The organism is Xenorhabdus cabanillasii (assembly GCF_003386665.1).
Lineage (GTDB): Bacteria > Pseudomonadota > Gammaproteobacteria > Enterobacterales > Enterobacteriaceae > Xenorhabdus > Xenorhabdus cabanillasii.
Map to the genome: position 1 here is coordinate 3232149 of NZ_QTUB01000001.1, position 26571 is coordinate 3258719.

Annotated in this window: 8 protein-coding genes; 1 reads left to right on the forward strand and 7 read right to left on the reverse strand. The window is 52.0% G+C overall.

The annotated features are described in order from the left end of the window. The first annotated feature begins 85 nt into the window (after positions 1 to 85). Positions 86 to 20002 (forward strand): non-ribosomal peptide synthase/polyketide synthase, encoded by a 19917-nt coding sequence (locus BDD26_RS14830; RefSeq protein WP_115826956.1) that lies wholly within the window; start codon positions 86 to 88, stop codon positions 20000 to 20002. Between the two features lie 45 nt (positions 20003 to 20047). Here the strand turns inward: BDD26_RS14830 and nth are convergent, their stop codons facing one another. From nth to rsxA, 7 genes are read right to left on the reverse strand one after another with little or no spacing between them, the layout of a single operon-like run. Then, positions 20048 to 20680 carry an endonuclease III gene (gene nth / locus BDD26_RS14835; protein WP_038263400.1) on the reverse strand — a complete coding sequence of 211 codons (633 nt, stop codon included), beginning with the start codon at positions 20678 to 20680 and terminating at the stop codon, positions 20048 to 20050. A gap of 14 nt (positions 20681 to 20694) precedes the next feature. Continuing rightward, positions 20695 to 21402 carry an electron transport complex subunit E gene (locus tag BDD26_RS14840; protein WP_115826957.1) on the reverse strand — a complete coding sequence of 236 codons (708 nt, stop codon included), beginning with the start codon at positions 21400 to 21402 and terminating at the stop codon, positions 20695 to 20697. Next, positions 21403 to 22029 (reverse strand): electron transport complex subunit RsxG, encoded by a 627-nt coding sequence (gene rsxG, locus BDD26_RS14845; protein WP_038263394.1) that lies wholly within the window; start codon positions 22027 to 22029, stop codon positions 21403 to 21405. A 10-nt stretch (positions 22030 to 22039) separates the two neighbouring features. Then, the gene (gene rsxD, locus BDD26_RS14850; protein ID WP_038263391.1) at positions 22040 to 23119 is read right to left on the reverse strand and encodes an electron transport complex subunit RsxD; all 1080 of its coding nucleotides are present in this window, start codon (positions 23117 to 23119) and stop codon (positions 22040 to 22042) included. Between the two features lie 12 nt (positions 23120 to 23131). Beyond that, positions 23132 to 25264, reverse strand: coding sequence for an electron transport complex subunit RsxC (gene rsxC / locus BDD26_RS14855; protein ID WP_115826958.1), 2133 nt, complete (start codon positions 25262 to 25264; stop codon positions 23132 to 23134). Beyond that, positions 25257 to 25880, reverse strand: coding sequence for an electron transport complex subunit RsxB (rsxB, locus tag BDD26_RS14860; RefSeq protein ID WP_115826959.1), 624 nt, complete (start codon positions 25878 to 25880; stop codon positions 25257 to 25259). Before rsxB ends, rsxC begins: the two co-directional genes overlap by 8 nt. Next, positions 25880 to 26461: an electron transport complex subunit RsxA gene (rsxA, locus tag BDD26_RS14865; protein WP_115826960.1), complete on the reverse strand. Its 582-nt coding sequence runs from the start codon at positions 26459 to 26461 to the stop codon at positions 25880 to 25882. Before rsxA ends, rsxB begins: the two co-directional genes overlap by 1 nt. Between the last annotated feature and the right edge of the window lie 110 nt (positions 26462 to 26571).

Here is a 26571-nt window from a genome sequence, read left to right on the forward strand (position 1 = left end):
ACAAAAAGTAAGAAAAATATTTTTAATGATCCCACAGACTAACCATTTTCAAACAACTAACAGATTCGTTGAGGTGAGGTAATAAATGAAAGATAACATTGCTACAGCGGGAAATAGTTTTAACGGTGAAGCGCTTTCTGGAATAAATACTCTTCAATCACTCACACCCAGTGAACTATTTTGGTATCAGCGTCTTGCCGCGTTGCAACCCCTCCAGTTACCTTTCGACGTTCCCCATAAGATTGCTGAACCCCGTTGGGCAATCAGCCGTTGGCAGTCCCCGTCTCCCCAAAGTGGTCAAGAAGAGCCATGGCGAATAGTGTTGCAGGCATTTGTTATCTATCTTGCGCGTCTGACTCAGCAGCCGGCATGCCAAATTGGCTGGGAGGTAGCATTAAACGATAACCGGGCAAATCTGGCCTCAGTGGTGCCCATGAGCATAGCAGTGGCATGGGATCAGTCGTGGTGTGGAGTCGCTGACGCGGTTGATGATGAACTTGCCCGACTGGCGCAACACCAGACATTCAGTCGTGACCGCCTTTCTCATTTACCTTCATTGCACGCCATCCCTGAATTAAGTACTCACTATCCGTGGTCGATAGCGGTTTCGGTGATACAGGATGACAGACAGTGTGATCAAAAAGCGTCGGGTGAATTGCTGACATTTCAGATAAATGAGCAGGGCGGTTTCAGGTGGGTTTATGATGAAAATCGCCTGAGTGCGGAAGTGATTGCGCGTATGGATGATCATTTACAGGTGTTGCTGTTATCAAAAGGAAGAAGTGATGATATCCCCATCGGGCAGCTTAATTTGTTGCCGGAGGCGGAACAGACATTGCTATTGGAAACCTGGAACCCCACTGAAACCCTTTATCCTGAAGCCTGGTGTATTCATCAGTTGTTTGAGCAACAGGTACAAAAGACCCCACAGGCTACGGCTCTGGAGTATCAGGGGCAAACACTGAGTTATGCCGAATTAAACGCCCACGCTAACCGACTGGCCCATCAGTTGATTGAGCAGGGAGTTACACCAGAGCAACGGGTCGCCATTTGCGTGGCACGCTCACCGGCCATGGTGGTGTCACTGCTGGCGGTGCTGAAAGCGGGCGGAGCCTATGTACCGCTGGATATCACCTACCCGGCAGAGCGTCTGGCGTATATCCTCAACGACAGTGCCCCGTTCGTAATATTGGCGGATGATGCCGGACAATCCATATTAGGTGACGAAGTACTGGCCGAGTTGACCGTTCTTGACCCGACGATGCAGCCTGATCAGCCGGACAGTAACCCACAGGTTTCGATGTTAACGCCACAGCATCTGGCCTATGTGATTTACACCTCTGGCTCCACCGGTCAGCCAAAAGGGGTGATGGTGGAACATCAGGCGATTTATCAACGTACTCTAGGGGTGAATGAACTTTATGGTGTGACGGCGCAGGATCGGGTATTGCAGTTTGCGGCGTTTGCTTTTGATGTCGCTGTCGAGGAGTGTTTTTCCTCATTATGTTATGGCGCCACGCTGATTATTCGCGATGATAGCTGGCTGGATTCAATGACAGAATTTATAGCCTTAGCCCGGGAAAACCGCATCACGGTGCTGTTACTGCCCACGTTATTCTGGTCTGAACTGGCAGCCAGAGAGCCGGGATTAGTACTACCTGATGCACTCAGACTGATTATTATTGGCAGCGAGGCCGTCCAGAAAAAAGCCCTTCAGGACTGGTTTGCACAGACGGGGCACCGCCCCCGGTTATTAAATGCTTATGGCCCGACGGAAAATACTGTCACAACCACCTGCCAAGAGGTCTTCTCCCCGGACGATGATCGTTCCATTGGCCGACCACTCAGCAATACCCGTATTTACCTGCTGGACAGCAACGGGCAACCCGTACCGCTAGGCTGCGCTGGGGAGATCTATATTGGTGGCGTGGGGGTGGCGCGGGGGTATCTGAACCAGCCAATTTTAAGTGAAGAACGTTTTATCACCGACCCCTTTAGCCCCGTATCGGGTGCCCGGATGTATCGTACCGGAGATTTGGCCCGTTACCTGCCGGACGGTAACCTGGAGTTTCTGGGCCGTAATGACCAGCAGGTGAAAATCCGTGGTTTCCGTGTTGAATTGGGGGAAATTGAAACCCGCTTGCTGGAGCATCCAGCAGTGAATCAGGCAGCAGTGCTGACACGGGATGACGGTCAAAGTAAGCAACTGGTGGCCTATGTGGTAGCGGAAGCAGATGAAACGCTGGTTAACACCTTGCGTACCCATCTGAGTGCGGTTTTACCGGATTATATGATACCGGCAGCCTTTATGCGTCTGGACAGCTTCCCGCAGACCCCGAATGGCAAACTGGATCGCCGGGCATTACCGGCACCCGATGAAGAAGCGTTTGTCCGGCAGGCTTATGAAGCCCCGCAAGGGAGAGAGGAAACGATACTGGCGACAGTCTGGGGTGAGTTATTGGGGATTAAGCAAATTAGCCGTCATGACAGTTTCTTTGCATTGGGTGGGCACTCCCTGTTCGCGATGCGCATGATTGAGCACCTGCGTCAACAGGGGGTGGCACTGGCGGCGAGTGATTTATTCCGGTCGCCGGTGTTATCCGATCTGGCGAAAACGTTAGGGCAGCACCGAGTGATTGAAGTCCCACCCAATGTCATTACCCCCGCAACACAGCAACTGACCCCGGCGATGTTACCGTTGGCGGATTTAACGCAGGCAGATATTGACTACATTATTGAGCAAGTACCGGATGGGGTAGAAAATATTCAGGATATCTATGCCTTATCGCCATTGCAGGACGGTATTTTGTTCCACCATTTATTGGCGCGGGAAGGTGACCCGTATTTATTGACCGTCCAGATGATTTTTGCTGACCGGTCTTTGCTGGATCGTTATCTGGCAGCGATGCAACGGATAGTCGATCGGCACGATATTTTACGCACCGCCTTTATCTGGCAAGGGATATCGGTTCCGGTGCAGGTTGTCTGGCGTCATGCCTCCTTATCAGTGACAGAACTGACGCTGGCTCCGGCTGACGGCCCGGTCATTGACCAGTTAAGCCAGCGTTTTGATCCGCGTCATTATCGTCTTGACCTGGGACAGGCTCCGCTCCTGCATTTTGTCGTGGCGCAGGAAACGGATGGCCGCTGGTTCTTACTGGAATTGCACCATCACCTGATTGGCGACCATGAAGCGCTGGAAATGATGCACCGTGAAGTCCAGTTATACCTGACAGGGCAAGAGCAGAGCCTGCCTGTACCGGTGCCGTTCCGCAATCTGGTGGCTCAGTCCCGGTTGGGGATGAGTCAGGCAGCCGACACCCGTTTCTTTACTGAAATGTTAGCCGGGGTGGAAGAGCCGACGCTGCCGTTTGGCTTGACAGAGGTACATCGCGATGGTTCACAGGTGACGGAATCTCACCAAATGTTAACACCTGAGCTGAATAATCGCTTGCGCAGTCAGGCCCGGCAGTCAGGAGTCAGTCTGGCGGCTTTGTGTCATCTGGCCTGGGCACAAGTATTGTCGCGCACCAGTGGACAGGAAAAAGTGGTGTTCGGCACCGTGCTGTTTGGGCGCATGACCGGCGGCGAAGGGGCAGAGGGCGGAATGGGACTGTTTATTAATACTCTGCCGTTGCGGCTGGATATGGATGATACCCCGGTACAGGACAGCGTACAGGCCGCCCATCGCCGGCTGGCGGGATTATTAGCCCATGAACATGCTTCTCTGGCGCTGGCCCAACAGTGTGGCGGGGTTGACCGTGGTACACCCCTCTTTAGTGCTTTGTTGAATTACCGCCACAATGCTTTATTGGGTATGTCTGGTGAACTGGTCAGTGGGATTGAGTTTGTTGGGGAACAGGAACGGACCAACTACCCTTTTGCCCTGTCAGTGGAAGATTTTGGTGACGCGCTGGGCTTGACGGCGCAGGTCGTGCAGCCGTTTGAGCCGGCGAGAATATGCGGTTATATGCAGCGGGCACTGGAAAGTCTGGTGGAGGCGCTGGAACAGGCACCGGAAACACCAGTACGGCAGTTGGACATCCTGCCGGAAACAGAACGCACGCTGTTATTAAGAACCTGGAATACAACAAAAACTGCCTACCCTGAGGCGTTGTGTATTCATCAGTGGTTTGAACAGCAGGCAGAGAAAACCCCGCAGGCCACGGCACTGGAGTATCAGGGACAAACACTCAGTTACGCAGAATTAAATGCCCGGGCTAACCGGCTGGCCCATCAGTTGATTGAACTGGGTATTGCACCAGAACAACGGGTTGCCATTTGTGTGGCACGCTCCCCGGCCATGGTCGTTGGGGTGCTGGCCGTCTTAAAAGCCGGCGGAGCCTATGTACCGCTGGACCCGGCTTATCCGGGAGAACGTCTGGCCGACAATCTGAGAGATACGGCGCCGGCGATGGTGCTGGCAGATAGTCTTGGCCGGTCAGCATTGGGTGAACACGCATTGGCAGAACGAAACGTGCTCGATCCGAATACCCCATTTGACCAGCCGGATAGTAACCCGCAGATACCGGTATTGACTTCACGGCATCTGGCGTACGTGATTTACACCTCCGGTTCAACCGGCAGGCCGAAAGGGGTAATGGTCGAACACCGTGGGTTAGTCAACCTGATTCAGGAGAAAATCACGCAATTCTCGATTGGTACGGAGAGCCGGGTGTTGCAGTTTGCTTCATTGAGCTTTGATGCCAGTGTCTGGGAAATCATGATGGCCCTGTGCAGTGGTGCCACGCTGGCTATTCCCGCCGACCATGAGCGTCAGAACCCGGCCGCTTTATGGCATTATCTGGAAGCCCAGGCGATAACGCATGCTTGTCTGCCTCCCGCTCTGCTTCATGACAGGGCGGATATACCGGTGTTAACGGTCAAACCTACTCTGATATTGGGGGGAGAAGCGCCCGGTACGGCGTTAATCCGGGCGCTGTGTGGCCGGGTCACCCTGTTCAATGCCTATGGGCCGACCGAAATAACCGTGTGTGCCACGGTCTGGCCGTGTCCGTCAGACTATACCGATACCGCAGTGCTAATCGGGCGTCCGACGGCGAATACGCAGGTTTATTTGCTGGATGCGCATCGTCAGCCGGTGCCGCTGGGGGCAATGGGTGAGCTGTATATTGGCGGCGTGGGTGTGGCGCGGGGTTACCTGAACCGGCCTGAATTAACCGCTGAACGTTTCCTTATCGATCCGTTCAGTGATAACCCGGATGCACGCATGTACCGGACCGGAGATTTGGCCCGCTATCTGCCGGACGGCAATCTGGAATTTCTGGGCCGCAATGACCAGCAGGTGAAAATCCGCGGTTTCCGCATTGAACCGGGGGAAATTGAAGCCCGGCTGACAGAACATCCAATGGTGCGTGAATCGGTAGTGTTGGCGCAGAGAGAAGGACAGGATAAGCGGCTGGTGGCTTATATTGTGGCGGAGCCGGATGGCAAATTAGTTAATCATCTGCGTACTTACCTGAGTGCTATTTTGCCGGATTATATGGTGCCGGCTGCTTTTGTGCGTCTGGATGCGTTTCCATTAACGCCGAACGGTAAGCTGGATCGCCGGGCACTGCCGTCACCGGACGAGAAAGCCTTTGCCCGGCAAGCCTATGAAGCCCCGCAGGGAGAAACAGAAAACGCGTTAGCAGCGATTTGGCGGGAAATCTTAGGGATTGAATCGATCAGCCGGCATGATAATTTCTTTACCCTGGGCGGCCATTCACTGCTGGCAGTGCGGATGATGAACCGGATAGCGGTGTTAGGAGTCGAATTGCCGCTGCCTGTACTGTTTAGCACGCCTTCTTTGGCGGCCCTGGCTGAGGTGGTGCAGGCCCGGATTGATAAACAAGATAATGTAGTGCCGGCCATTATGCCCGCCTCCCGTGAAGGAATACTACCATTGTCATTCGCGCAACAGCGTTTGTGGTTCCTGGCTCAGTTTGAAGGCGTCAGTGAAACGTATCATATCCCCATTGCGCTACGTTTGTGCGGTCAATTGGATATCGTGGTCTGGCAGCAGGCACTGAATGCGTTATTTGCCCGCCATGAAGCGCTGCGTTCTGTTTTTGTTTCCGTTGATGGTGAGCCTCAGGTCCGCCTGCTGGCGGCGGACTACGGGTTGCCATGGGTTCAGCATGATCTGCGTGGACACCCGGATGCCGAAGTGGCACTGAAACAACTGTGTGCAGAAGAAATGTCGGCGCCATTTGAACTTAATTGTGGCCCGCTTATCCGGGCGATGCTTATCCGGCTGGCGGATAACGACTATCAGTTTTTGCTGACCCAGCATCATATTGTGTTCGATGGCTGGTCGGTCAATGTGCTGGTACAGGAACTAAGCACACTCTATACGGCTTTTCTGGCCGGGCAGCCAGATCCATTACCACCGCTGGTAATCCAGTACCCTGATTATGCGGTCTGGCAGCGTCAGTGGCTCTCCGCTGAACGTATTCAGGTGCAATCTGATTATTGGCGTACCACATTGGCTGATGCCCCTGTTTTGCTGGATCTGCCTACAGACCGGCCTCGCCCGTCTGAGCAGTCGTTTGCCGGGCAGGTTTTGCCCATCAGTCTGGATGAGGAATTAACGACGGCTCTGAAACGCCTGAGTGCGCAGCACGGTGTCACCTTATTTATGACGCTGTTATCCGCCTGGACGATAGTCTTATCGCGTTTATCCGGCCAAACGGATATCGTGATTGGCACCCCCAGCGCCGGCCGTAACCGTCAGGAAGTGGAACCGCTGATTGGCTTTTTTGTGAATACACTGGCGTTGCGCATAGGAATCTCGGGGGAGTTGATGGTAGCGGAATTGCTGGCACAGATCCGGGAAACTGCGTTAGCGGCACAGGCCCATCAGGATTTGCCGTTTGAGCAGGTGGTGGAAATCGTGCAACTGACACGCCGGCTGGATCATACGCCACTGTTTCAGGTCATGTTTTCCTGGGAGAACAATGAACATACCGACTGGACATTGCCGGGGCTGACCGTATCACTGACTGATCAAGATGTGGAGATTGTCAAATTTGATCTCGAACTGGCGCTGTTTGAAAAGGACGGCAAGATTGCAGGTGAGTTAAGTTATGCCACAGCCCTGTTTGATCAAACGACCATGGAACGGCACATTGACTATTTGCACACGGTATTACAATCCATGGTGACTGACGCTCAACAGCGGATCGGGGAAATTGATATCCTGTCACCGGCAGAGCGCAGATTGTTGCTGGAAACCTGGAACGCGACTGAACCCCCATATCCTGACGCATTGTGTATTCATCAGTGGTTTGAACAGCAGGCAGAGAAAACCCCGCAGGCCACGGCACTGGAGTATCAGGGACAAACACTCAGTTACGCGGAATTAAATGCCTGTGTTAACCGGCTGGCGCATCAGCTGATTGAGTCAGGGGTAGAGCCGGAGCAACGGGTTGCCATTTGCGTGGCACGTTCACCGGCCATGGTCGTTGGGATGCTGGCCGTCTTAAAAGCCGGCGGGGCCTATGTGCCTCTCGACACAACCTATCCGGCAGAGCGGTTGGCTTACATTCTGAGTGACAGTGCTCCGTCCGTGGTTGTGGCAGACCGGGCCGGACAGTCCCTGTTGGGTGACGAGATGCTGGCCGGGTTGATGGTACTGGACCCGGCAATACAGCCGGATCAGCCGGACAGTAACCCACAGGTTTCAGCGTTAACACCACAGCATCTGGCCTATGTGATTTATACCTCCGGCTCTACCGGACAGCCGAAAGGGGTGATGGTAGAACATCAGGCGATTTATCAACACATGTTGGGCGTCAATGAACGGTATGGTGTGACGGCACAGGATCGGGTATTGCAGTTTACGGCGTTTGCCTTTGATGTCGCCGTCGAGGAGTGTTTCTCAGCATTATGTTATGGTGCCACACTGGTGATCCGTGATGATAGCTGGCTGGCATCCATGCCGGAATTTATTGCCTTAACCCGCGAAAACCGTATCACGGTGTTGTTCCTGCCCACGTTATTCTGGTCTGAACTGGCGGGCAGAGATAAAGGATTATCGCTACCTGACGCGCTCAGACTGGTTATTATTGGCAGCGAGGCCGTCCAGAAAAAAGCCCTTCAGGACTGGTTTGCACAGACGGGGCATCTCCCCCGGTTATTAAATGCTTATGGCCCGACAGAAAATACCGTTACCGCCACCTGTCAGGCAGTTTTCTCTCCCGACGATGACCGTGCCATCGGCCGGCCGCTCCGCAATACCCGTATTTACCTGCTGGACAGCAACGGCCAACCGGTGCCGTTAGGCAGTGTGGGGGAAATCTATATTGGTGGCGTGGGGGTGGCACGAGGTTATCTGAACCAGCCAGCTTTAAGTGAAGAACGTTTTATTCCCGATCCCTTTAGCCCCGTATCGGGTGCCCGGATGTACCGCACCGGGGATATGGCCCGGTACCGGCCGGACGGCATTCTGGAATTTTTTGGTCGTAACGATCAACAGGTGAAAATTCGCGGTTTCCGGATTGAACCGGGGGAAATTGAAACCCGCTTGCTGGAACACCCGGCGGTGCATGAGGCGGTCGTGCTGGCATTAGATGACGGGCAGGGTAAACGGTTGGTGGCCTATGTGGTAGCGGAAACAGATGAAACGCTGGTTAACAACCTGCGTGCCCATTTGAGTGCAGTTCTGCCGGATTATATGGTGCCGGCGGCCTTTGTCCGTCTGGACAGCTTCCCGCAGACGCCAAACGGCAAACTGGATCGCCGGGCCCTGCCGGCCCCGGATGGAGATGCTTTTGCCCGCCAAACCTATGAAGCCCCACAGGGGGCAACCGAAATGGTACTGGCGGAGATTTGGCGTGAATTACTGGGCATTGAGCAGGTCAGCCGCCATGACAGCTTCTTTGCACTGGGCGGTCACTCCCTGCTCGCCGTGCGTATGGTTGAACGCCTGCGTCAGCAGGGGGTAGCACTGACGGTGCGGGAGTTATTCCGGTCGCCGGTGTTGTCCGATCTGGCGAAAATGTTGGGACAGCATCAAGTGATTGACGTCCCACCCAATGTCATTACCCCCGCGACACAACAACTGACTCCGGCGATGTTACCGCTGGTGGATTTAACCCAGGCGGATATTGACCACATTGTTGAACAAGTACCGGGTGGGGTAGAAAATATTCAGGATATCTATGCCTTATCGCCATTGCAGGACGGTATTTTATTCCACCATTTATTGGCACAGGAAGGGGATACGTACCTGTTGAGTGGCCAGACGGCGTTTGCTGACCGTGCGTTGCTGGATCGTTATCTGGCGGCAATGCAACGGATAGTCGATCGGCACGATATTTTACGTACCGCCTTTATCTGGCAAGGGATATCGGTTCCGGTACAGGTGGTCTGGCGTCATGCTCCTTTGTCAGTGACAGAACTGACGCTGGCTCCGGCTGACGGACCGGTCATTGACCAGTTAAGTCAGCGTTTTGATCCGCGCCATTATCGTCTTGACTTGAGTCAGGCCCCATTGTTGCGCTTTGTGGTGGCGCAGGAAACCGATGGCCGCTGGTTCTTGCTGGAATTGCATCATCACCTGATTGGCGATCATGAAACAGTGGAAGTGATGCACCGTGAAGTGCGGGCTTATCTGGCAGGGAAAGAAGAAAACCTGGCTGTGCCTGTGCCGTTCCGTAATCTGGTGGCGCAGGTCCGGTTGGGCGTGAGTCAGGCAGCCCACACCCGTTTCTTTACCGACATGCTGGCGGAAGTGGAGGAGCCGACGCTGCCGTTCGGGCTGGCGGATGTCCATCTTGATGGATCGCAGGAAAGGGAATTTTACCGGTTGCTGACGCCGGAACTGAATGATCGTTTGCGCCAGCAGGCTCGGCAGCAGGGAGTGAGTCTGGCGGCTTTGTGTCATCTGGCCTGGGCACAGGTGTTGTCACGCACCAGTGGACAGGAAAAAGTGGTCTTCGGCACCGTGCTGTTTGGGCGTATGACCGGAGGCGAAGGAGCAGAGGGTGGCATGGGACTGTTTATTAATACCCTGCCGTTGCGGCTGGATATAGATGACACGCCGGTACAGGACAGCCTACAGGCCGCCCATCGCCGGCTGGCGGGATTATTAACCCATGAACATGCGTCACTGGCGCTGGCGCAACAGTGTAGCGGGGTTGAACGTGGCACTCCGCTCTTTAGCGCCCTGCTCAATTACCGGCACAATAGTCTCCCAGAGTCGTCGGATGAACCATTTGAAGGCATTGAATTTTTAGATGGAAAGGAACGTACCAACTACCCCTTTGGGCTGTCGGTGGAAGATTTTGGTGACGCGTTGGGATTGACGGCAAGTGTGGTGTCGCCATTTGAGCCGGAGCGGATATGGGGCTATATGCAGCAGGCACTGGAAAGTCTGGTGGAGGCACTGGAACACACACCAACTATGCCAGTGCGGGCGTTGGACATCCTGCCGGAAGCAGAGCGTACCTTATTGTTAACCACCTGGAACGGGATGGAGATCCCTTATCCTGCGGCGCTGTGTATTCATCAACTGTTTGAACAGCAGGTAGCGAAAACCCCGGACGCGACTGCCCTGGTGTATGAAAATCAGTCGCTCAGTTACGCTGAACTCAATGCCCGGGCTAACCGGCTGGCTCACCAATTAATTACGCTGGGGGTTGTGCCTGACCAGTTAGTAGCAATTTGTGTCTCACGTTCACCGGCCATGGTGGTGGGAATGTTAGCCATCCTGAAAGCCGGCGGGGCGTATGTGCCGCTGGATGTGGATTATCCCGGTGAGCGCTTGGCTTATATGCTCACCGATGCCGCCCCGGTTATTATCCTGGCGGATGAGACTGGGCAGACAGCCCTGGGCGCGAAAACTCTGGTAGGCCGGCAGGTACTTGACCCGAATAACCTGCCTGAATACCCGGACAGTAATCCACAGATACCGGCGTTGACTGCCCGTCATCTGGCCTATGTGATTTACACGTCCGGTTCGACGGGCATCCCGAAAGGAGTGATGGTGGAGCATCAAGCAGTTTATCAACGTTATCTGGGTTTTAATGATACTTATAAGGTCACCGCACAAGACCGGATACTGCAATTTTCTGCTTTTGCCTTTGATGCCTCAGTAGAAGAAATCTTCTCGTCATTATGTAACGGCGCTACGCTGGTGATCCGTGATGATAGCTGGCTGACTTCGGTATTAACATTTATTACTTTAATCCAACAACATCAAATTACGATGATGTCTCTGCCAACATTATTCTGGTCAGAGCTGGCCACCAGAGACAGAGAATTATTGCTCCCAGATTGTCTCAGATTGATCGTGATTGGTGGTGAGCAGGTGCAGAAAAGTGCCATTCAGGCATGGTTTACGCAGGCCGCACCGCTCCCCCGATTGTTAAATACCTACGGCCCAACAGAGAATACCGTGATTGCGACTTGTCAGGCGGTATTATCTGTAGAAGATGCGTATCTTATAGGCCGGCCAGTTAAGAATACTAACATCTACCTATTAGACAAACACGGGCAACCTGTACCGCTAGGCTGCGAAGGGGAGATCTACATTAGTGGTGCAGGGGTAGCACGGGGCTATTTGAATCAGTCAATCTTAACGGGAGAACGTTTTATCTTCGACCCTTTTAGCCCCGTATCGGGAGCCCGGATGTATCGTACCGGGGATTTGGCACGCTACCGGCCGGACGGCAATCTGGAATTTCGGGGCCGTAACGACCAGCAGGTGAAAATTCGCGGTTTCCGTGTCGAATTGGGAGAAATTGAAACCCGCTTGCTGGAACACCCGGCGGTGCATGAGGCGGTCGTGCTGGCATTAGATGACGGGCAGGGTAAACGGCTGGTGGCCTATGTGGTAGCGGAAACAGATGAAATGCTGGTTAACAACCTGCGTGCCCATTTGAGTGCGATTTTGCCGGATTATATGGTGCCGGCGGCCTTTGTCCGTCTGGACAGCTTCCCGCAGACGCCGAACGGCAAACTGGATCGCCGGGCGCTGCCGGCCCCGGACGGAGATGCTTTTGCCCGCCAAACTTATGAAGCCCCGCGGGGAGAAACAGAAATCGCGTTAGCGGCAATTTGGCAGGAAGTCTTGGGGATTGAAGCGATCAGCCGGCATGATAATTTCTTTGCCCTGGGCGGCCATTCATTGCTGGCGGTGCGGGTAATGAACCGGATAGCAGTTTTAAGGGGAGAACTGCCGCTGAGTGAGTTGTTTAATTCCCCTTCTTTGGCGGCTCTGGCTGAAAAACTCCATACCCGGTTTGATAAACAAGGCAGCACATTGCCTCCCATTATGCCTGTTTCCCGTGAGAGGATGTTGCCGCTGTCATTTGCGCAACAGCGTTTGTGGTTTCTGGCTCAGTTTGAAGGCGTCAGTGAGACGTATCATATCCCCATTGCGCTACGTTTGTGTGGTGAACTGGATATCGCGGTCTGGCAGCAGGCACTGAATACATTATTTGCCCGCCATGAAGCATTGCGCTCTGTCTTTGTTTCCGCTGATGGTCAGCCTAAGATCCGCTTACTGGCGGCGGAGCACGGGTTGCCATTGGTTCAGCATGATCTGCGTGGACACCCGGATGCCGAAGTGGCACTGAAACAACTGTGTGCAGAAGAAATGTCTGCGCCATTTGAACTCAGCAATGGCCCGCTTATCCGGGCGATGCTTATCCGGCTGGCGGATAACGACTATCAGTTTTTGCTGACCCAGCATCATATTATTTCTGATGGCTGGTCGGTCAGTGTGTTGATACATGAATTGAACACGCTCTATAGCGCTTTTCTGGCCGGGCAACCGGATCCTTTACCGCCACTGGCGATCCAGTACCCTGATTATGCAGTCTGGCAGCGTCAGTGGCTTTCTGCTGAACGTATTCAGGTGCAATCTGATTATTGGCGTACTACATTGGCTGACGCCCCTGTTTTGCTGGATCTGCCTACAGACCGGCCACGCCCGTCTGAGCAGTCATTTGTCGGGCAGGTTTTACCCATCAGTCTGGATGCGGAATTAACGGCCGCACTGAAACGCCTGAGTGAGCAGCATGGTGTCACCTTGTTTATGACGCTATTGTCCGCCTGGGCAGTGGTCTTATCGCGTTTATCCGGCCAAACGGATATCGTGATTGGCACCCCCAGTGCCGGTCGCAGCCGTCAGGAAGTGGAACCTTTAATCGGATTCTTCGTGAACACACTGGCATTGCGCATGGGGGTTTCGGGTGAGTTGACAGTAGTGGAATTACTGACACAGGTCCGGCAAACCGCGTTAGGAGCACAGGCGCATCAGGATTTGCCGTTTGAGCAGGTGGTGGAAATCGTACAACCACTGCGTCGGCTGGCCCATACGCCACTGTTTCAGGTGATGTTTGCCTGGGAGAACAATGAACATACCGACTGGACATTGCCGGGGCTGACTGTGTCACCGGCTGATCAAGATGTGGAGATTGTCAAATTTGATCTCGAACTGGGGCTGTTTGAAGAGGACGGCAAGATTGCAGGTGAGTTAAGTTATGCCACAGCCCTGTTTGATCAAACAACCATGGAACGGCACATTGACTATTTGCACACGGTATTGCAAGCCATGGTGGCTAACGCCCAACAGCGGATCGGGGAAATTGATATCCTGACACCAACAGAGCGTCGAATATTACTGGAAATCTGGAACGCGACAGAAACCCCGTATCCTGAGACATTGTGTATTCACCAGTGGATTGAACAGCAGGTGGCAAGAACGCCGCAGGCCACGGCACTGGTCTGTGAAAACCAGACGTTCAGTTACGCGGAATTAAATGCCCGGGCTAACCGGCTGGCCCATCAGTTGATTGAACTGGGTATTGAACCGGAGCAACGGGTCGCCATTTGTGTGGCACGCTCCCCGGCCATGGTCGTTGGGGTGCTGGCCGTCTTAAAAGCCGGCGGAGCCTATGTACCGCTGGACCCGGCTTATCCGGGAGAACGTCTGGCCGACAATCTGAGAGATACGGCACCGGCGATGGTGCTGGCAGATAGTCTTGGCCGGTCAGCATTGGGTGAACACGCATTGGCAGAACGAAACGTGCTCGATCCGAATACCCCATTTGACCAGCCGGATAGTAATCCGCAGATACCGGTATTGACTTCACGACATCTGGCGTACGTGATTTACACCTCCGGTTCAACCGGCAGGCCGAAAGGGGTAATGGTCGAACACCGTGGGTTAGTCAACCTGATTCAGGAGAAAATCACGCAATTCGCGATGGGGGCGGAGAGTCGGGTGTTGCAGTTTGCTTCATTAGGTTTTGACGCCAGTGTCTGGGAAATCATGATGGCCCTGTGCAGTGGTGCCACGCTGGCTATTCCCGCCGACCATGTGCGTCAGAATCCGACCGCTTTATGGCATTATCTGGAAGCGCAGGCGATAACGCATGCTTGTCTGCCCCCCGCTCTGCTTCATGACAGGGCGGATATACCGGTGTTAACGGTCAAACCTACTCTGATATTGGGGGGAGAAGCGCCCGGTACGGCGTTAATCCGGGCGCTGTGTGGCCGGGTCACCCTGTTCAATGCCTATGGGCCGACCGAAATAACCGTGTGTGCCACGGTCTGGCCGTGTCCGTCAGACTATACCGATACCGCAGTGCCAATCGGGCGTCCGACGGCGAATACGCAGGTTTATTTGCTGGATGCGCATGGTCAGCCGGTGCCGCTGGGGGCAATGGGTGAGCTGTATATTGGTGGCGTGGGTGTGGCGCGGGGATATCTGAACCGGCCTGAATTAACCGCTGAACGTTTCCTTATCGATCCGTTCAGTGATAACCCGGATGCGCGGATGTACCGGACCGGAGATTTGGCCCGCTATCTGCCGGACGGCAATCTGGAATTTCTGGGCCGCAATGACCAGCAGGTGAAAATCCGCGGTTTCCGCATTGAACCGGGGGAAATTGAAGCCCGGCTGACAGAACATCCGATGGTGCGTGAATCGGTGGTGTTGACACAGGGGGAAGGGCAGGATAAGCGGCTGGTGGCCTATGTTGTAACAGAAACGAAAGCAGCGGAAGCGGATGAAGGGCTGGCGAACAGCCTGCGTGTCTACTTGAGTGCCCGGTTGCCGGATTATATGGTGCCGGCCGCTTTTGTGCGTCTGGATGCGTTTCCATTAACGCCGAACGGTAAGCTGGATCGCCGGGCGCTGCCGGCACCGGATGGAGACGCCTTTGCCCGGCAGGCGTATGAAGTTCCACAGGGGGCAACCGAAATGACGCTGGCAGCGATTTGGGGGGAATTACTGGGCATTGCGCAGGTCAGCCGCCATGACAGTTTCTTTGCACTGGGCGGTCACTCCCTGCTTGCCGTGCGTATGATTGAACTCCTGCGTCAGCAGGGGTTGGCACTGACAGCTCAGGATTTATTCCGGTCGCCGGTGTTGTCCGATCTGGCGCAAACGCTGGGACGGCATCAGGCCCTTGAAATCCCGCCGAATATGATTACCGCCGAAACGCAGCAACTGACCCCGGCGATGTTGCCGCTGGTGGATTTAACCCAGGCGGATATTGACCACATTGTCAGACAAGTACCGGGCGGGATAGCGAATATTCAGGATATATACGCTTTATCCCCGTTGCAGGACGGTATTTTGTTCCACCATTTATTGGCACAGGAAGGGGATACGTACCTGTTGAGTGGCCAGACGGCGTTTGCTGACCGTGCGTTGCTGGATCGTTATCTGGCGGCAATGCAACGGATAGTCGATCGGCACGATATTTTACGTACCGCCTTTATCTGGCAAGGGATATCGGTTCCGGTGCAGGTGGTCTGGCGTCATGCTCCTTTGTCAGTGACAGAACTGACGCTGGCTCCGGCTGACGGCCCGGTCATTGACCAGTTAAGTCAGCGTTTTGATCCGCGCCATTATCGTCTTGACCTGGGTCAGGCCCCGTTACTGCATTTTGTCGTGGCGCAGGAAACCGATGGCCGCTGGTTCTTGCTGGAATTGCATCATCATATGATTGGCGACCATGAAACGCTGGAGGTGATGCACCGTGAAGTGCGGGCTTATCTGGCAGGGAAAGAAGAAAATCTGGCTGTGCCCGTGCCATTCCGTAATCTGGTGGCGCAGGTCCGGTTGGGCGTGAGTCAGGCAGCCCACACCCGTTTCTTTACCGACATGCTGGCAGAAGTAGAAGAACCAACACTGCCGTTCGGGCTGGCGGATGTCCATCTTGATGGATCGCAGGAAAGGGAATTTTACCGGTTGCTGACGCCGGAACTGAATGACCGTTTGCGCCAGCAGGCCCGGCAGCAGGGAGTGAGTCTGGCGGCTTTGTGTCATCTGGCCTGGGCACAGGTGTTGTCACGCACCAGTGGACAGGAAAAAGTGGTCTTCGGCACCGTGCTGTTTGGGCGTATGACCGGCGGCGAAGGGGCAGAAGGTGGCATGGGACTGTTTATTAATACGCTGCCGTTGCGGCTGGACATAGATGACACGCCGGTACAGGACAGCCTACAGGCTGCCCATCGCCGGCTGGCGGGATTATTAACCCATGAACATGCGTCACTGGCGCTGGCGCAACAGTGTAGCGGGGTTGAACGTGGCACTCCGCTCTTTAGCGCCCTGCTCAATTACCGGCACAATAGTCTCTCCGAGTCGTCGGATGAACCATTTGAAGGCATTGAATTTTTAGATGGAAAGGAACGCACCAACTATCCTTTTGGGCTGTCGGTGGAAGATTTTGGTGACGTGTTGGGATTGACGGCAAGTGTGGTGTCGCCATTTGAGCCGGAGCGGATATGGGGCTATATGCAGCAGGCACTGGAAAGTCTGGTGGAGGCGCTGGAGCACACCCCGGCTATGCCAGTGCGGGCGTTGGACATCCTGCCGGAAGCAGAGCGTACTTTATTGTTAACTACCTGGAACGGGACGGAAACCCCTTATCCTGATGTGTTGTGTATTCACCAGTGGTTTGAACAGCAGGTGGCAAAAACGCCGCAGGCCACGGCACTGGAGTTTCAGGGACAAATACTCAGTTACGCGGAATTAAATGCCCGGGCTAACCGGCTGGCGCATCAGCTGATTGAGTCAGGGGTGGAGCCGGAGCAACGGGTTGCCATTTGCGTGGCACGTTCACCGGCCATGGTCGTTGGGGTGCTGGCCGTCTTAAAAGCCGGCGGGGCCTATGTGCCACTGGACATCACCTATCCGGCAGAGCGGCTGGCCTATATCCTGAGTGACAGTATGCCATCGGTGATATTAGCGGATAGGGTCGGGCAGTCCCTGTTGGATGACGAGATGCTGGCCGGGTTGATGGTACTGGACCCGACAATACAGCCGGATCAGCCGGACAGTAACCCACGGGTTTCAGCGTTAACGCCACAGCATCTGGCCTATGTGATTTATACCTCCGGCTCTACCGGGCAGCCAAAAGGGGTGATGGTAGAGCATCAGGCGATCTATCAGCGCACGTTGGGCGTCAATGAACGGTATGGAGTAACGGCACAGGATCGGGTATTGCAGTTTGCGGCATTTGCCTTTGATGTCGCTGTCGAGGAATGTTTCTCGTCACTTTGTAACGGAGCCACACTGGTGATCCGGGATGATAGCTGGCTGGCGTCCATATTGGAATTTATTGCCTTAACCCGCGAAAACCGTATCACGGTGTTGTTCCTGCCGACGTTATTCTGGTCTGAACTGGCAGCCAGAGAGCCGGGATTAGCGCTGCCTGACGCGCTCAGACTGATTATTATTGGCAGCGAGGCCGTCCAGAAAAAAGCCCTGCAGGACTGGTTTGCACAGACGGGACATCGCCCCCGGTTATTAAATGCTTATGGCCCGACGGAAAATACCGTTACCGCCACCTGTCAGGCAGTTTTCTCCCCTGACGATGACCGTGCTATCGGCCGGCCGCTCAGCAATACTCGTATTTACCTGCTGGACAGCAACAGGCAACCCGTGCCGTTAGGCGGTGTGGGGGAAATCTATATTGGTGGCGTGGGGGTAGCGCGGGGGTATCTGAACCAGCCAATTTTAAGTGAAGAACGTTTTATCTCCGACCCCTTTAGCCCCGTATCGGGAGCCCGGATGTACCGCACGGGGGATATGGCCCGTTACCGGCCGGACGGCATTCTGGAATTTTTTGGCCGTAACGACCAGCAAGTGAAAATTCGCGGTTTCCGTGTCGAATTGGGAGAAATTGAAACCCGCTTGCTGGAACACCCGGCGGTGCATGAGGCGGTCGTGCTGGCATTAGATGACGGGCAGGGTAAACGGCTGGTGGCTTATATCGTGGCGGCAGCGGATGACGAGTTGGTCAACAACCTGCGTACTCACCTGAGTGCGGTGTTACCGGATTATATGGTGCCGGCAGCTTTTGTGTGTCTGGACAACTTACCGCAGACCCCGAACGGTAAACTGGATCGCCGGGCCCTGCCGGCCCCGGACGGAGCTGCTTTTGCCCGGCAAACTTATGAAGCCCCGCAGGGGGAAACAGAAATCGCATTGGCGGCAATTTGGCGGGAAGTCTTGGGGATTGAAGCGATCAGCCGGCATGATAATTTCTTTGCGTTGGGCGGCCATTCATTGCTGGCGATGCAGGTCATGAACCGAATAGCGGCTTTAGGGACGGCATTGCCACTGAGTGAGTTGTTTAGTTCCCCTTCTTTGGCGGCCCTGGCTGAAAGACTCCATACCCGGTTTGATCAACAAAGCACATTGCCTCCCATCCTTCCTGTCTCCCGTGAGGGGATGCTGCCACTGTCATTCGTTCAAGAACGTTTGTGGCTCCTGGCTCAGCTTAAGGGAGTCGATGAGCGTTATAATCTGCCACTCGTGTGGCATTTGCGTGGGCAACTGGATATCGCCGCCTGGCAGCAGGCCCTGAATGTGTTATTTGCCCGTCATGAAGCGCTGCGCTCTGTTTTTGTTTCCGTTGACGGTCAGCTTCAGGTTCACTTGCTGGCGGCAGACTACGGATTGCCGTTGGTTCAGCATGACCTGCGTGAGTGCCCGAATGCCGAAACCGCGTTGAAACGACTTCGTACTGAGGAGGTTTATACGCCATTTGATCTCAGCCAGGGGCCGCTGGTTCGAACAATGCTTATCCGGCTGGCGGATGACGACTATCAGTTTTTGCTGACCCAGCATCATCTCATTTCCGATGGCTGGTCAGTGAAGATATTGATAGATGAACTGAACACGCTCTATACCGCTTTTCTGGCCGGACAACCGGATCCTTTACCTGCGCTGGCAATCCAGTATCCTGATTATGCAGCCTGGCAGCGTCAGTGGTTTTCCACTGAACGTATGCAGGCACAAGCTGACTACTGGCGCACGACGCTGGCTGATGCACCGGCTCTGCTGAATTTGCCGACAGATCGGCCACGCTCGTCTGAGCAGTCGTCTGTCGGGCAGGTTTTACCCATCAATTTGGATGAAGAATTAATAACCGGCCTGAAGCGCCTGAGTGCACAGCACAATGTCACGTTATTTATGACGCTATTGTCTGCCTGGACGGTGGTCTTATCGCGTTTATCCGGTCAGGAGGATATCATTGTTGGCACCCACAGTTCTGGCCGTAATCGTCAGGAAGTGGAGCCTTTAATCGGATACTTCGTCAATACACTGGCGTTGCGCACGAAAGTTTCGGGTGAGCTGACGGTGGCGGAATTGCTGGCACAAGTCCGGCAAACCACGTTAGCGGCACAGGCGCATCAGGATTTGCCATTTGAACAGATGGTGGAAATTGTGCAACCATCACGCCAGCTAGACCACACACCGTTGTGCCAGACTATGTTTGCCTGGCAGGATTATGAAGATCCTCACTGGACACTGCCGGGGCTGACAGTGTCATCAATTGATCATGATTTAAATATTACCAACTATGATCTCGAAATAGAGTTTTTTGAGGAGAATGGCATAATTGCCGGAGCGATAAATTATGCCACAGCCCTGTTTGATCAATCGACTATGGAACGGCACATTGACTATTTGCTTACTGTGCTGCAAACCATGGTGGATAACCCGCAACAGCGGATCAGGGAAATTTAAGGTTAACTCCCGCCTGTTCAGGCGGGAGTTAATAGAAGATATGTATTACTCTGTTTTATCCGCATATTCGCACAGATCTTCAATAATACAAGATCCACAGCGTGGTTTACGGGCAATACAGGTATAACGACCGTGTAAAATCAGCCAATGGTGGCAATCTACCTTGAATTCATCAGGTACAACTTGCAATAGCTTCCTTTCGACTTCATCAACATTTTTTCCCGGAGCAAATTGAGTCCGATTGCTGACACGAAAAATATGGGTATCGACAGCTATCGTCGGCCAGCCAAAGGCAGTGTTCAGAACAACATTGGCCGTTTTACGACCGACGCCCGGTAATGCTTCAAGCGCTGTGCGATCTTCCGGCACTTCGCCTTGATGCTTTTCCAGCAGGATCCGGCAGGTTTTAATCACGTTCTCGGCTTTGGTGTTATATAACCCGATAGTCTTTATATACTCTTTTAAGCCATCTACGCCCAAATTAAGGATAGCCTGTGGCGTATTGGCAACCGGATAAAGTCTTGCAGTTGCCTTATTGACGCTGACGTCCGTTGCTTGTGCTGACAGCAATACTGAAATCAGCAGTTCAAATGGTGAATTGAAAACCAGTTCAGTAGTTGGATTAGGGTTGTTATCCCGTAAGCGGGTTAAAATTTCGACCCGTTTTTGTTTATTCATATCTGATTACGCCTTTATCCTCTTGTGATATGGCTGCCGCAGCCTTTTTCTATGCTGTCATAGCGGCGTGTTTTAGCATCTGTACGGCTTTTAACTCGCTCATCAATGATATATTTTCCGGCCAGCATCAAACCTAATCCAATAAATGCACCTGGTGGTAAAATGGCCAGCAGGAATGGAGAATCCATATGCACAATTTCAATACGTAATGATTTAGCCCAACTCCCTAATAATAGATCTGCGCCATCGAAAAGTGTGCCATTGCCCAGAATTTCACGTATGGCGCCAAGCACGAACAGGGCAAATGTTGCACCAAGACCCATTGCAATACCATCAAGCGCGGAGTGATGGATTGAGTTTTTTGATGCGTAGGCTTCCGCACGTCCGATAACGATACAGTTAGTCACAATTAACGGGATAAAGATCCCCAATGATTCATATAATCCGAATGCAAAAGCATTGATTAACATCTGAACGGCACTGACAACAGATGCAATGATCATCACATAAATAGGGATACGGATTTCATGAGGAACCCAACGGCGTAAAGCTGATACGGCGATGTTAGTACTCAACAGAACCAGTGTTGTTGCCAATCCCAGTCCCAGTGCGTTAGTGGCAGTAGAAGAGACCGCCAAAAGGGGACAAAGCCCCAAAAGCTGTACTAATGCGGAGTTGTTTTTCCATAACCCCTGAAGAAATAGATTTTTGATTTCACTCATTTATTTTGCTCCGCATGTGGATAGTGAAGAAAGTTGTGCCGGAATGGTTTCCATATAGAGAGCTGTCCGTTTAACGGCATTGACAACAGCACGAGGAGTGATGGTTGCTCCCGTAAACTGGTCAAATTCTCCGCCATCTTTTTTAACCGCCCAATGCGTATCATTATTGGAAGCGATTTTCTTTCCAGAAAAAGCATAGATCCAATCGGATATACGGGTATCAATTTTATCTCCCAACCCCGGAGTTTCATGGTGTTCAGTGACACGCACACCAAGTACCTTGCCAGAAAAATCTGTGCCGACCAGTAGTTGAATGGCTCCTGAATAACCATCAGGCGCAGTGCTTTCTATTGCAGCAGCAACCGGAGTACCATTTTTACGTGCCAGATAGAAACGATGGGGTTGTTGATTACCTAAAGCATCTGCTGTTACCAGATAACATTCATTTAGCATGTCGTTGTCATACAGCGTGGGAGGAACAACCTGATCCAATAATACTTTATGCTGTAACGCTGCTTGTTCTGCAATCCGGTCTTTTGTCAATGAATAAACAATTGCCGTTAACCCGGTGGTACAAGCGGCAAAAATTGCGAGGGTAATACCATGACGTCGCATAGTTTCTAACATGACAGCTCCCTTATTTATGGCCGTAAGCACGGGGTTGTGTGTAATTGTCGATAAGTGGTACGCATATATTTGCCAATAAAACAGCGAAAGCCACGGCATCCGGATAGCCACCATAGACACGAATAACCCAAATCAGTAAACCAATTATGGCTCCATAAATCAGGCGACCCTTCGGTGTAGTTGATGCACTGACTGGATCGGTTGCAATAAAAAATGCGCCTAACATGGTTGCGCCGGAAAAAATTTGCAATAAAGGAGGTGAATAACGGCTTGGATCGATAAGCCAGCTGATCAAAGCACAGCTTCCCAGTACAAGGATAAATGTGGTCGGGATTTGCCAGCTAATCACTTTGCGATTCAGCATGATTAATCCACCAATCAAGTAAGCCACATTGACCCACTGCCAGCCAATTCCTGCCAGAGTACCTTGCAATATCGGTTGCTGTAATACTTCATTAATGTTGTGGGTCAGCCTGCCGGTTTTGAAACTATCCAGTGGCGTAGCCTGGCTTAATCCATCAATTCCTTGTTGAAGTTGTATCAGAGTCGAACCATCAGGTGTGTGTCCTGCAAAGATCACCATCAGGCAATCCCACGGAGTCAACGTCACGGCTTGTAAGGAGGCTGGTGGCATCCAGCTTGTCATTTGTACAGGAAATGAAATAAGTAAGACAACATAACCTACCATAGCCGGATTAAATGGATTTTGTCCAAGCCCGCCATAAAGATGTTTAGCGATAATAATGGCAAAGAAAGTACCAAGTATGATCAGCCACCACGGTGCCAGCGGGGGCAGACTAACGCCAAGCAGTAATCCGGTCACTAATGCCGAATTATCTTTAAGGCAGGGAATGACCAGTTGTTTCTTTAATGCAATAGCTACAGATTCAGCCATCAATGCGGTAGTGATTGCCAACAGGATTTGGATCAGAGTTCCATAGCCAAAGAAATAGGTTTGCACTGCGACACCCGGTATAGCAGCTAAAGCCACCCATAACATAATCTGGCTGGTATTTTTCTTACTGTGTGTAAAAGGCGAACTGGCGACTTTTAACAGGTTATTGTCAGTTTTGACTGGCCTAAATTTCATCGATAAATGTCACTATTCTGTTAGAGTTTCTTGTTTTTCTTGAGCGGCTTTCTTTGCTTTTACGCGGGCAATAGCAGCAGCAACGGCAGCTTTACGCGGATCAACCTCTTCGGTAACCACGGCCTGAGTTTCTTGCTGTGGAGCAGGTTCAGGCTGAGTTTGAGCAGCTTTTTTTGCTTTTGCACGGGCAATGGCAGCAGCAACGGCAGCTTTACGGGGATCAACCTCTTCGGTAACCACGGCTTGAGTTTCTTGCTGTGGAACAGGTTCAGGCTGAGTTTGAGCAGCTTTTTTTGCTTTTGCACGGGCAATGGCAGCAGCAACGGCAGCTTTACGCGAATCTTGTTTTTCATCCACGCTATTTTGTTGTGAAATTTCTTGTGACGTTGTCACTTCTTGCTTTTGCTGTGTGGCCTTTTTCGCTTTTGCTCTGGCAATAGCTGCGGCAAGAGCAGCTTTGCGAGGATCTTCACTTTCAGCGGATGTTATTGTCGCTGTGGTTTGAGTATTCGATACCTGTTTTTCTGCCTGACGAGCGCGTAATTGCTCTTTTCTGGCTTTGCGTGCTGCAATGGCTGCTGCATTATCAGGTAATTGTCCGGCTTGTACGGTGATTGTCTCTCCAGAGTTGGACTGTTTTTCTTTCACGCGAGCGAGAGCTGCCTGTACAGCACTCTTATCCTGATTGTCTATTTGAACCGCGGCTTTTTTATGGCGCTTTTCACGAGCCAGTTTTTCGCGTTCCATACGGGCTTGTTTGGCTTCAAACCGGAGCTTAGCTTCAGATGATCGGCGAGCTTCGGCATCGATAGTGCGTATTTCGGCTTTTTCCTGCCGATAGTACTGAACAAGAGGAATATTGCTCGGGCATACATAAGCACAAGCACCACACTCAATGCAGTCAAATAAGTTGTGGCTTTTGGCTTTTTCATGTTCTTGACCACGACTGAACCAGTAAAGTTGCTGAGGTAGTAACCCGGCCGGACAGGCCTCAACACATAACCCACAACGGATACAGGCTTCTTCAATCGCTTTGGGCTCCATTTCATGGGTGGAAGGAGCAAGTATACAGTTGCTGATCTTGACGACAGGCACATTCAGATCAGGTAAGGTAAAACCCATTAATGGCCCACCCATAATGACCATTTGCTCTGACTGAGGTTTAAATTTGGCTTGTTGTAACAGAAATTGAACAGGTGTACCTAAACGAGCCCAGAAATTACCGGGTGAGTTGACGGCTTCTCCTGTCAGAGTGACAACGCGTTCGATTAGGGGTTCTCCGTCAATAATGGCACGTTTGATGGCCATCACTGTACCAACATTTTGCATAAGAACACCAATACCGGAAGAACGTCCGCCAGAAGGAACTTCTTTGCCCGTCAGGATCTTGGTGAGCTGTTTTGCACCGCCAGATGGGTATTTTGTTGGGATAACACGCAAAGCAATTGATTTATCGTTTTTCAGCGCACTTTTCAGGGCATTAATTGCTTCAGGTTTATTATCCTCAATCCCGATCAAAACCTGTTTCGGATTGAGCAAATGTATCAAAATGCGTATGCCTTCGATAATTTCACCGGCATGTTCCTGCATCAAGCGATCATCAGCCGTGATATAAGGCTCACATTCCGCTGCGTTGATGATCAATGTATTGATATGACTTCCATCACCTTTTAATTTTGCTGCTGTTGGAAATCCTGCACCACCAAGGCCAGCAATACCGGCTTCATGAATGCGTTGCAGCAAAGTATCAGCTTCAAGAGATGTGTAATCCGCGGTTTGGATGCGTTCACACCATTGATCTTCTCCATCTGGACGCAGGCGGACACAGAGTTCTTTCAACCCAGAAGGATGGGCGGTAACACAGGGTTCAATCGCCGTGATAGTACCGGAAGTGGATGCATGAACGGGTACAGTTCTGCCAATCCCGATTGTCAGCGGTTGACCTTTAAGTACTTTGTCCCCGGCTTTAACCAGTAGCTCTCCTTCCGGGCCAATATGTTGCTGTAAGGGAATAATCAATTCTTCTGGTAACGGAGCATGGCGTAGTGGCGTACGGCTGGATTGCAGCTTCATCTCTGGTGGATGAATACCACCATCAAAATCCCATATTTTGTTCTTGTTAAGCAAATTGAATAGATTAAACATTGGCTTTAACCTCAACAGGCTTAGCAGAAGATATCAACATGGGTTCTGGCTCAATTGGAATATTTTTAACCGGAATGGAGTTTAAATCCCATTTCCAGTTTGATGTTGTGGTTGTAACGGGGATCATCGTAATGCAGTCGGTCGGGCAAGGTGCGACACATAAGTCACAGCCAGTGCAGAGATCTTCAACTACAGTGTGCATTGCGCGATTTGCGCCGATAATGGCATCGACAGGACATGCCTGAATGCACTTTGTACAACCTATGCAGTTTTCTTCATCAATAAAGGCAACTTTCCTGACCGGATTTTGTATGTTTTCATCGCCATCCAATGGTTGTGGATCAACCCCCAGTAATTCTGACATCTTGAGCATCACTTGCTCTCCGCCTGGGGCACATTTGTTGATCATCTCTCCATTGTTGGCAACAGCTTCTGCATAAGGGCGACAACCCGGATAGCCACATTGCCCGCATTGGCTCTGTGGCAGCAGATTATCGACCTTTTCAACAATCGGATCTTCTTCCACTTTAAAACGGCGAGCAGCAAAACCCAGAATTAACCCGAAGATTAATCCGAGTACGCTTAGTACGCTGATAGCAATCCATAAAGATATCATTAGAATTTCACCAAACCACTAAAGCCCATAAATGCAAGGGACATTAACCCAGCAGTAATAAGCCCTATTGATGAACCACGAAAAGGGGCCGGAATATTGGCAACCGCCAAACGTTCACGAATTGCGGCAAATAACACCATGACAAGGGAAAATCCAGCGGCAGCCCCGAAACCATATATAGCAGACTGTAAAAAATTATGTGATTGATTGACGTTCAGTAAAGCCACACCGAGCACAGCACAGTTTGTTGTTATTAATGGCAGAAAAATGCCTAATAAGCGGTAGAGTGCAGGGCTGGTTTTACGAACTACCAATTCGGTGAATTGGACGACAACGGCAATCACAAGAATAAAACTTAAGGTACGTAAATAAACCAGATCCAGCGGAACAAGAATGAAAGTATTTACCAGCCATGAACTGATGGAAGCTAGAGTCAGGACAAAAGTAGTTGCCATCCCCATGCCAATGGCTGTTTCGAGTTTCTTGGATACTCCCATAAATGGACATAAGCCTAAAAACTTTACCAAAACGAAGTTATTGACCAAGACCGTGCCAATAAATAAAAGAAGGTATTCAGTCATTGCTATACCTGAAAATAAGAGATTTGATGAAAACAATATACTGTTTATATTAGTGAAAATGACAGAAACTCCCCCGCCTTGCGGTGAGGCAAGCGGGGGCAATGATAACA

Excerpts from the sequence above, each read along its gene's own strand:
- rsxC (WP_115826958.1), bottom strand. The coding sequence starts at position 25,264 with ATGTTTAATCTATTCAATTTGCTTAACAAGAACAAAATATGGGATTTT.
- nth (WP_038263400.1), bottom strand. The coding sequence starts at position 20,680 with ATGAATAAACAAAAACGGGTCGAAATTTTAACCCGCTTACGGGATAAC.
- BDD26_RS14830 (WP_115826956.1), top strand. The coding sequence starts at position 86 with ATGAAAGATAACATTGCTACAGCGGGAAATAGTTTTAACGGTGAAGCG.
- rsxA (WP_115826960.1), bottom strand. The coding sequence starts at position 26,461 with ATGACTGAATACCTTCTTTTATTTATTGGCACGGTCTTGGTCAATAAC.
- rsxB (WP_115826959.1), bottom strand. The coding sequence starts at position 25,880 with ATGATATCTTTATGGATTGCTATCAGCGTACTAAGCGTACTCGGATTA.
- BDD26_RS14840 (WP_115826957.1), bottom strand. The coding sequence starts at position 21,402 with ATGAGTGAAATCAAAAATCTATTTCTTCAGGGGTTATGGAAAAACAAC.
- rsxD (WP_038263391.1), bottom strand. The coding sequence starts at position 23,119 with ATGAAATTTAGGCCAGTCAAAACTGACAATAACCTGTTAAAAGTCGCC.
- rsxG (WP_038263394.1), bottom strand. The coding sequence starts at position 22,029 with ATGTTAGAAACTATGCGACGTCATGGTATTACCCTCGCAATTTTTGCC.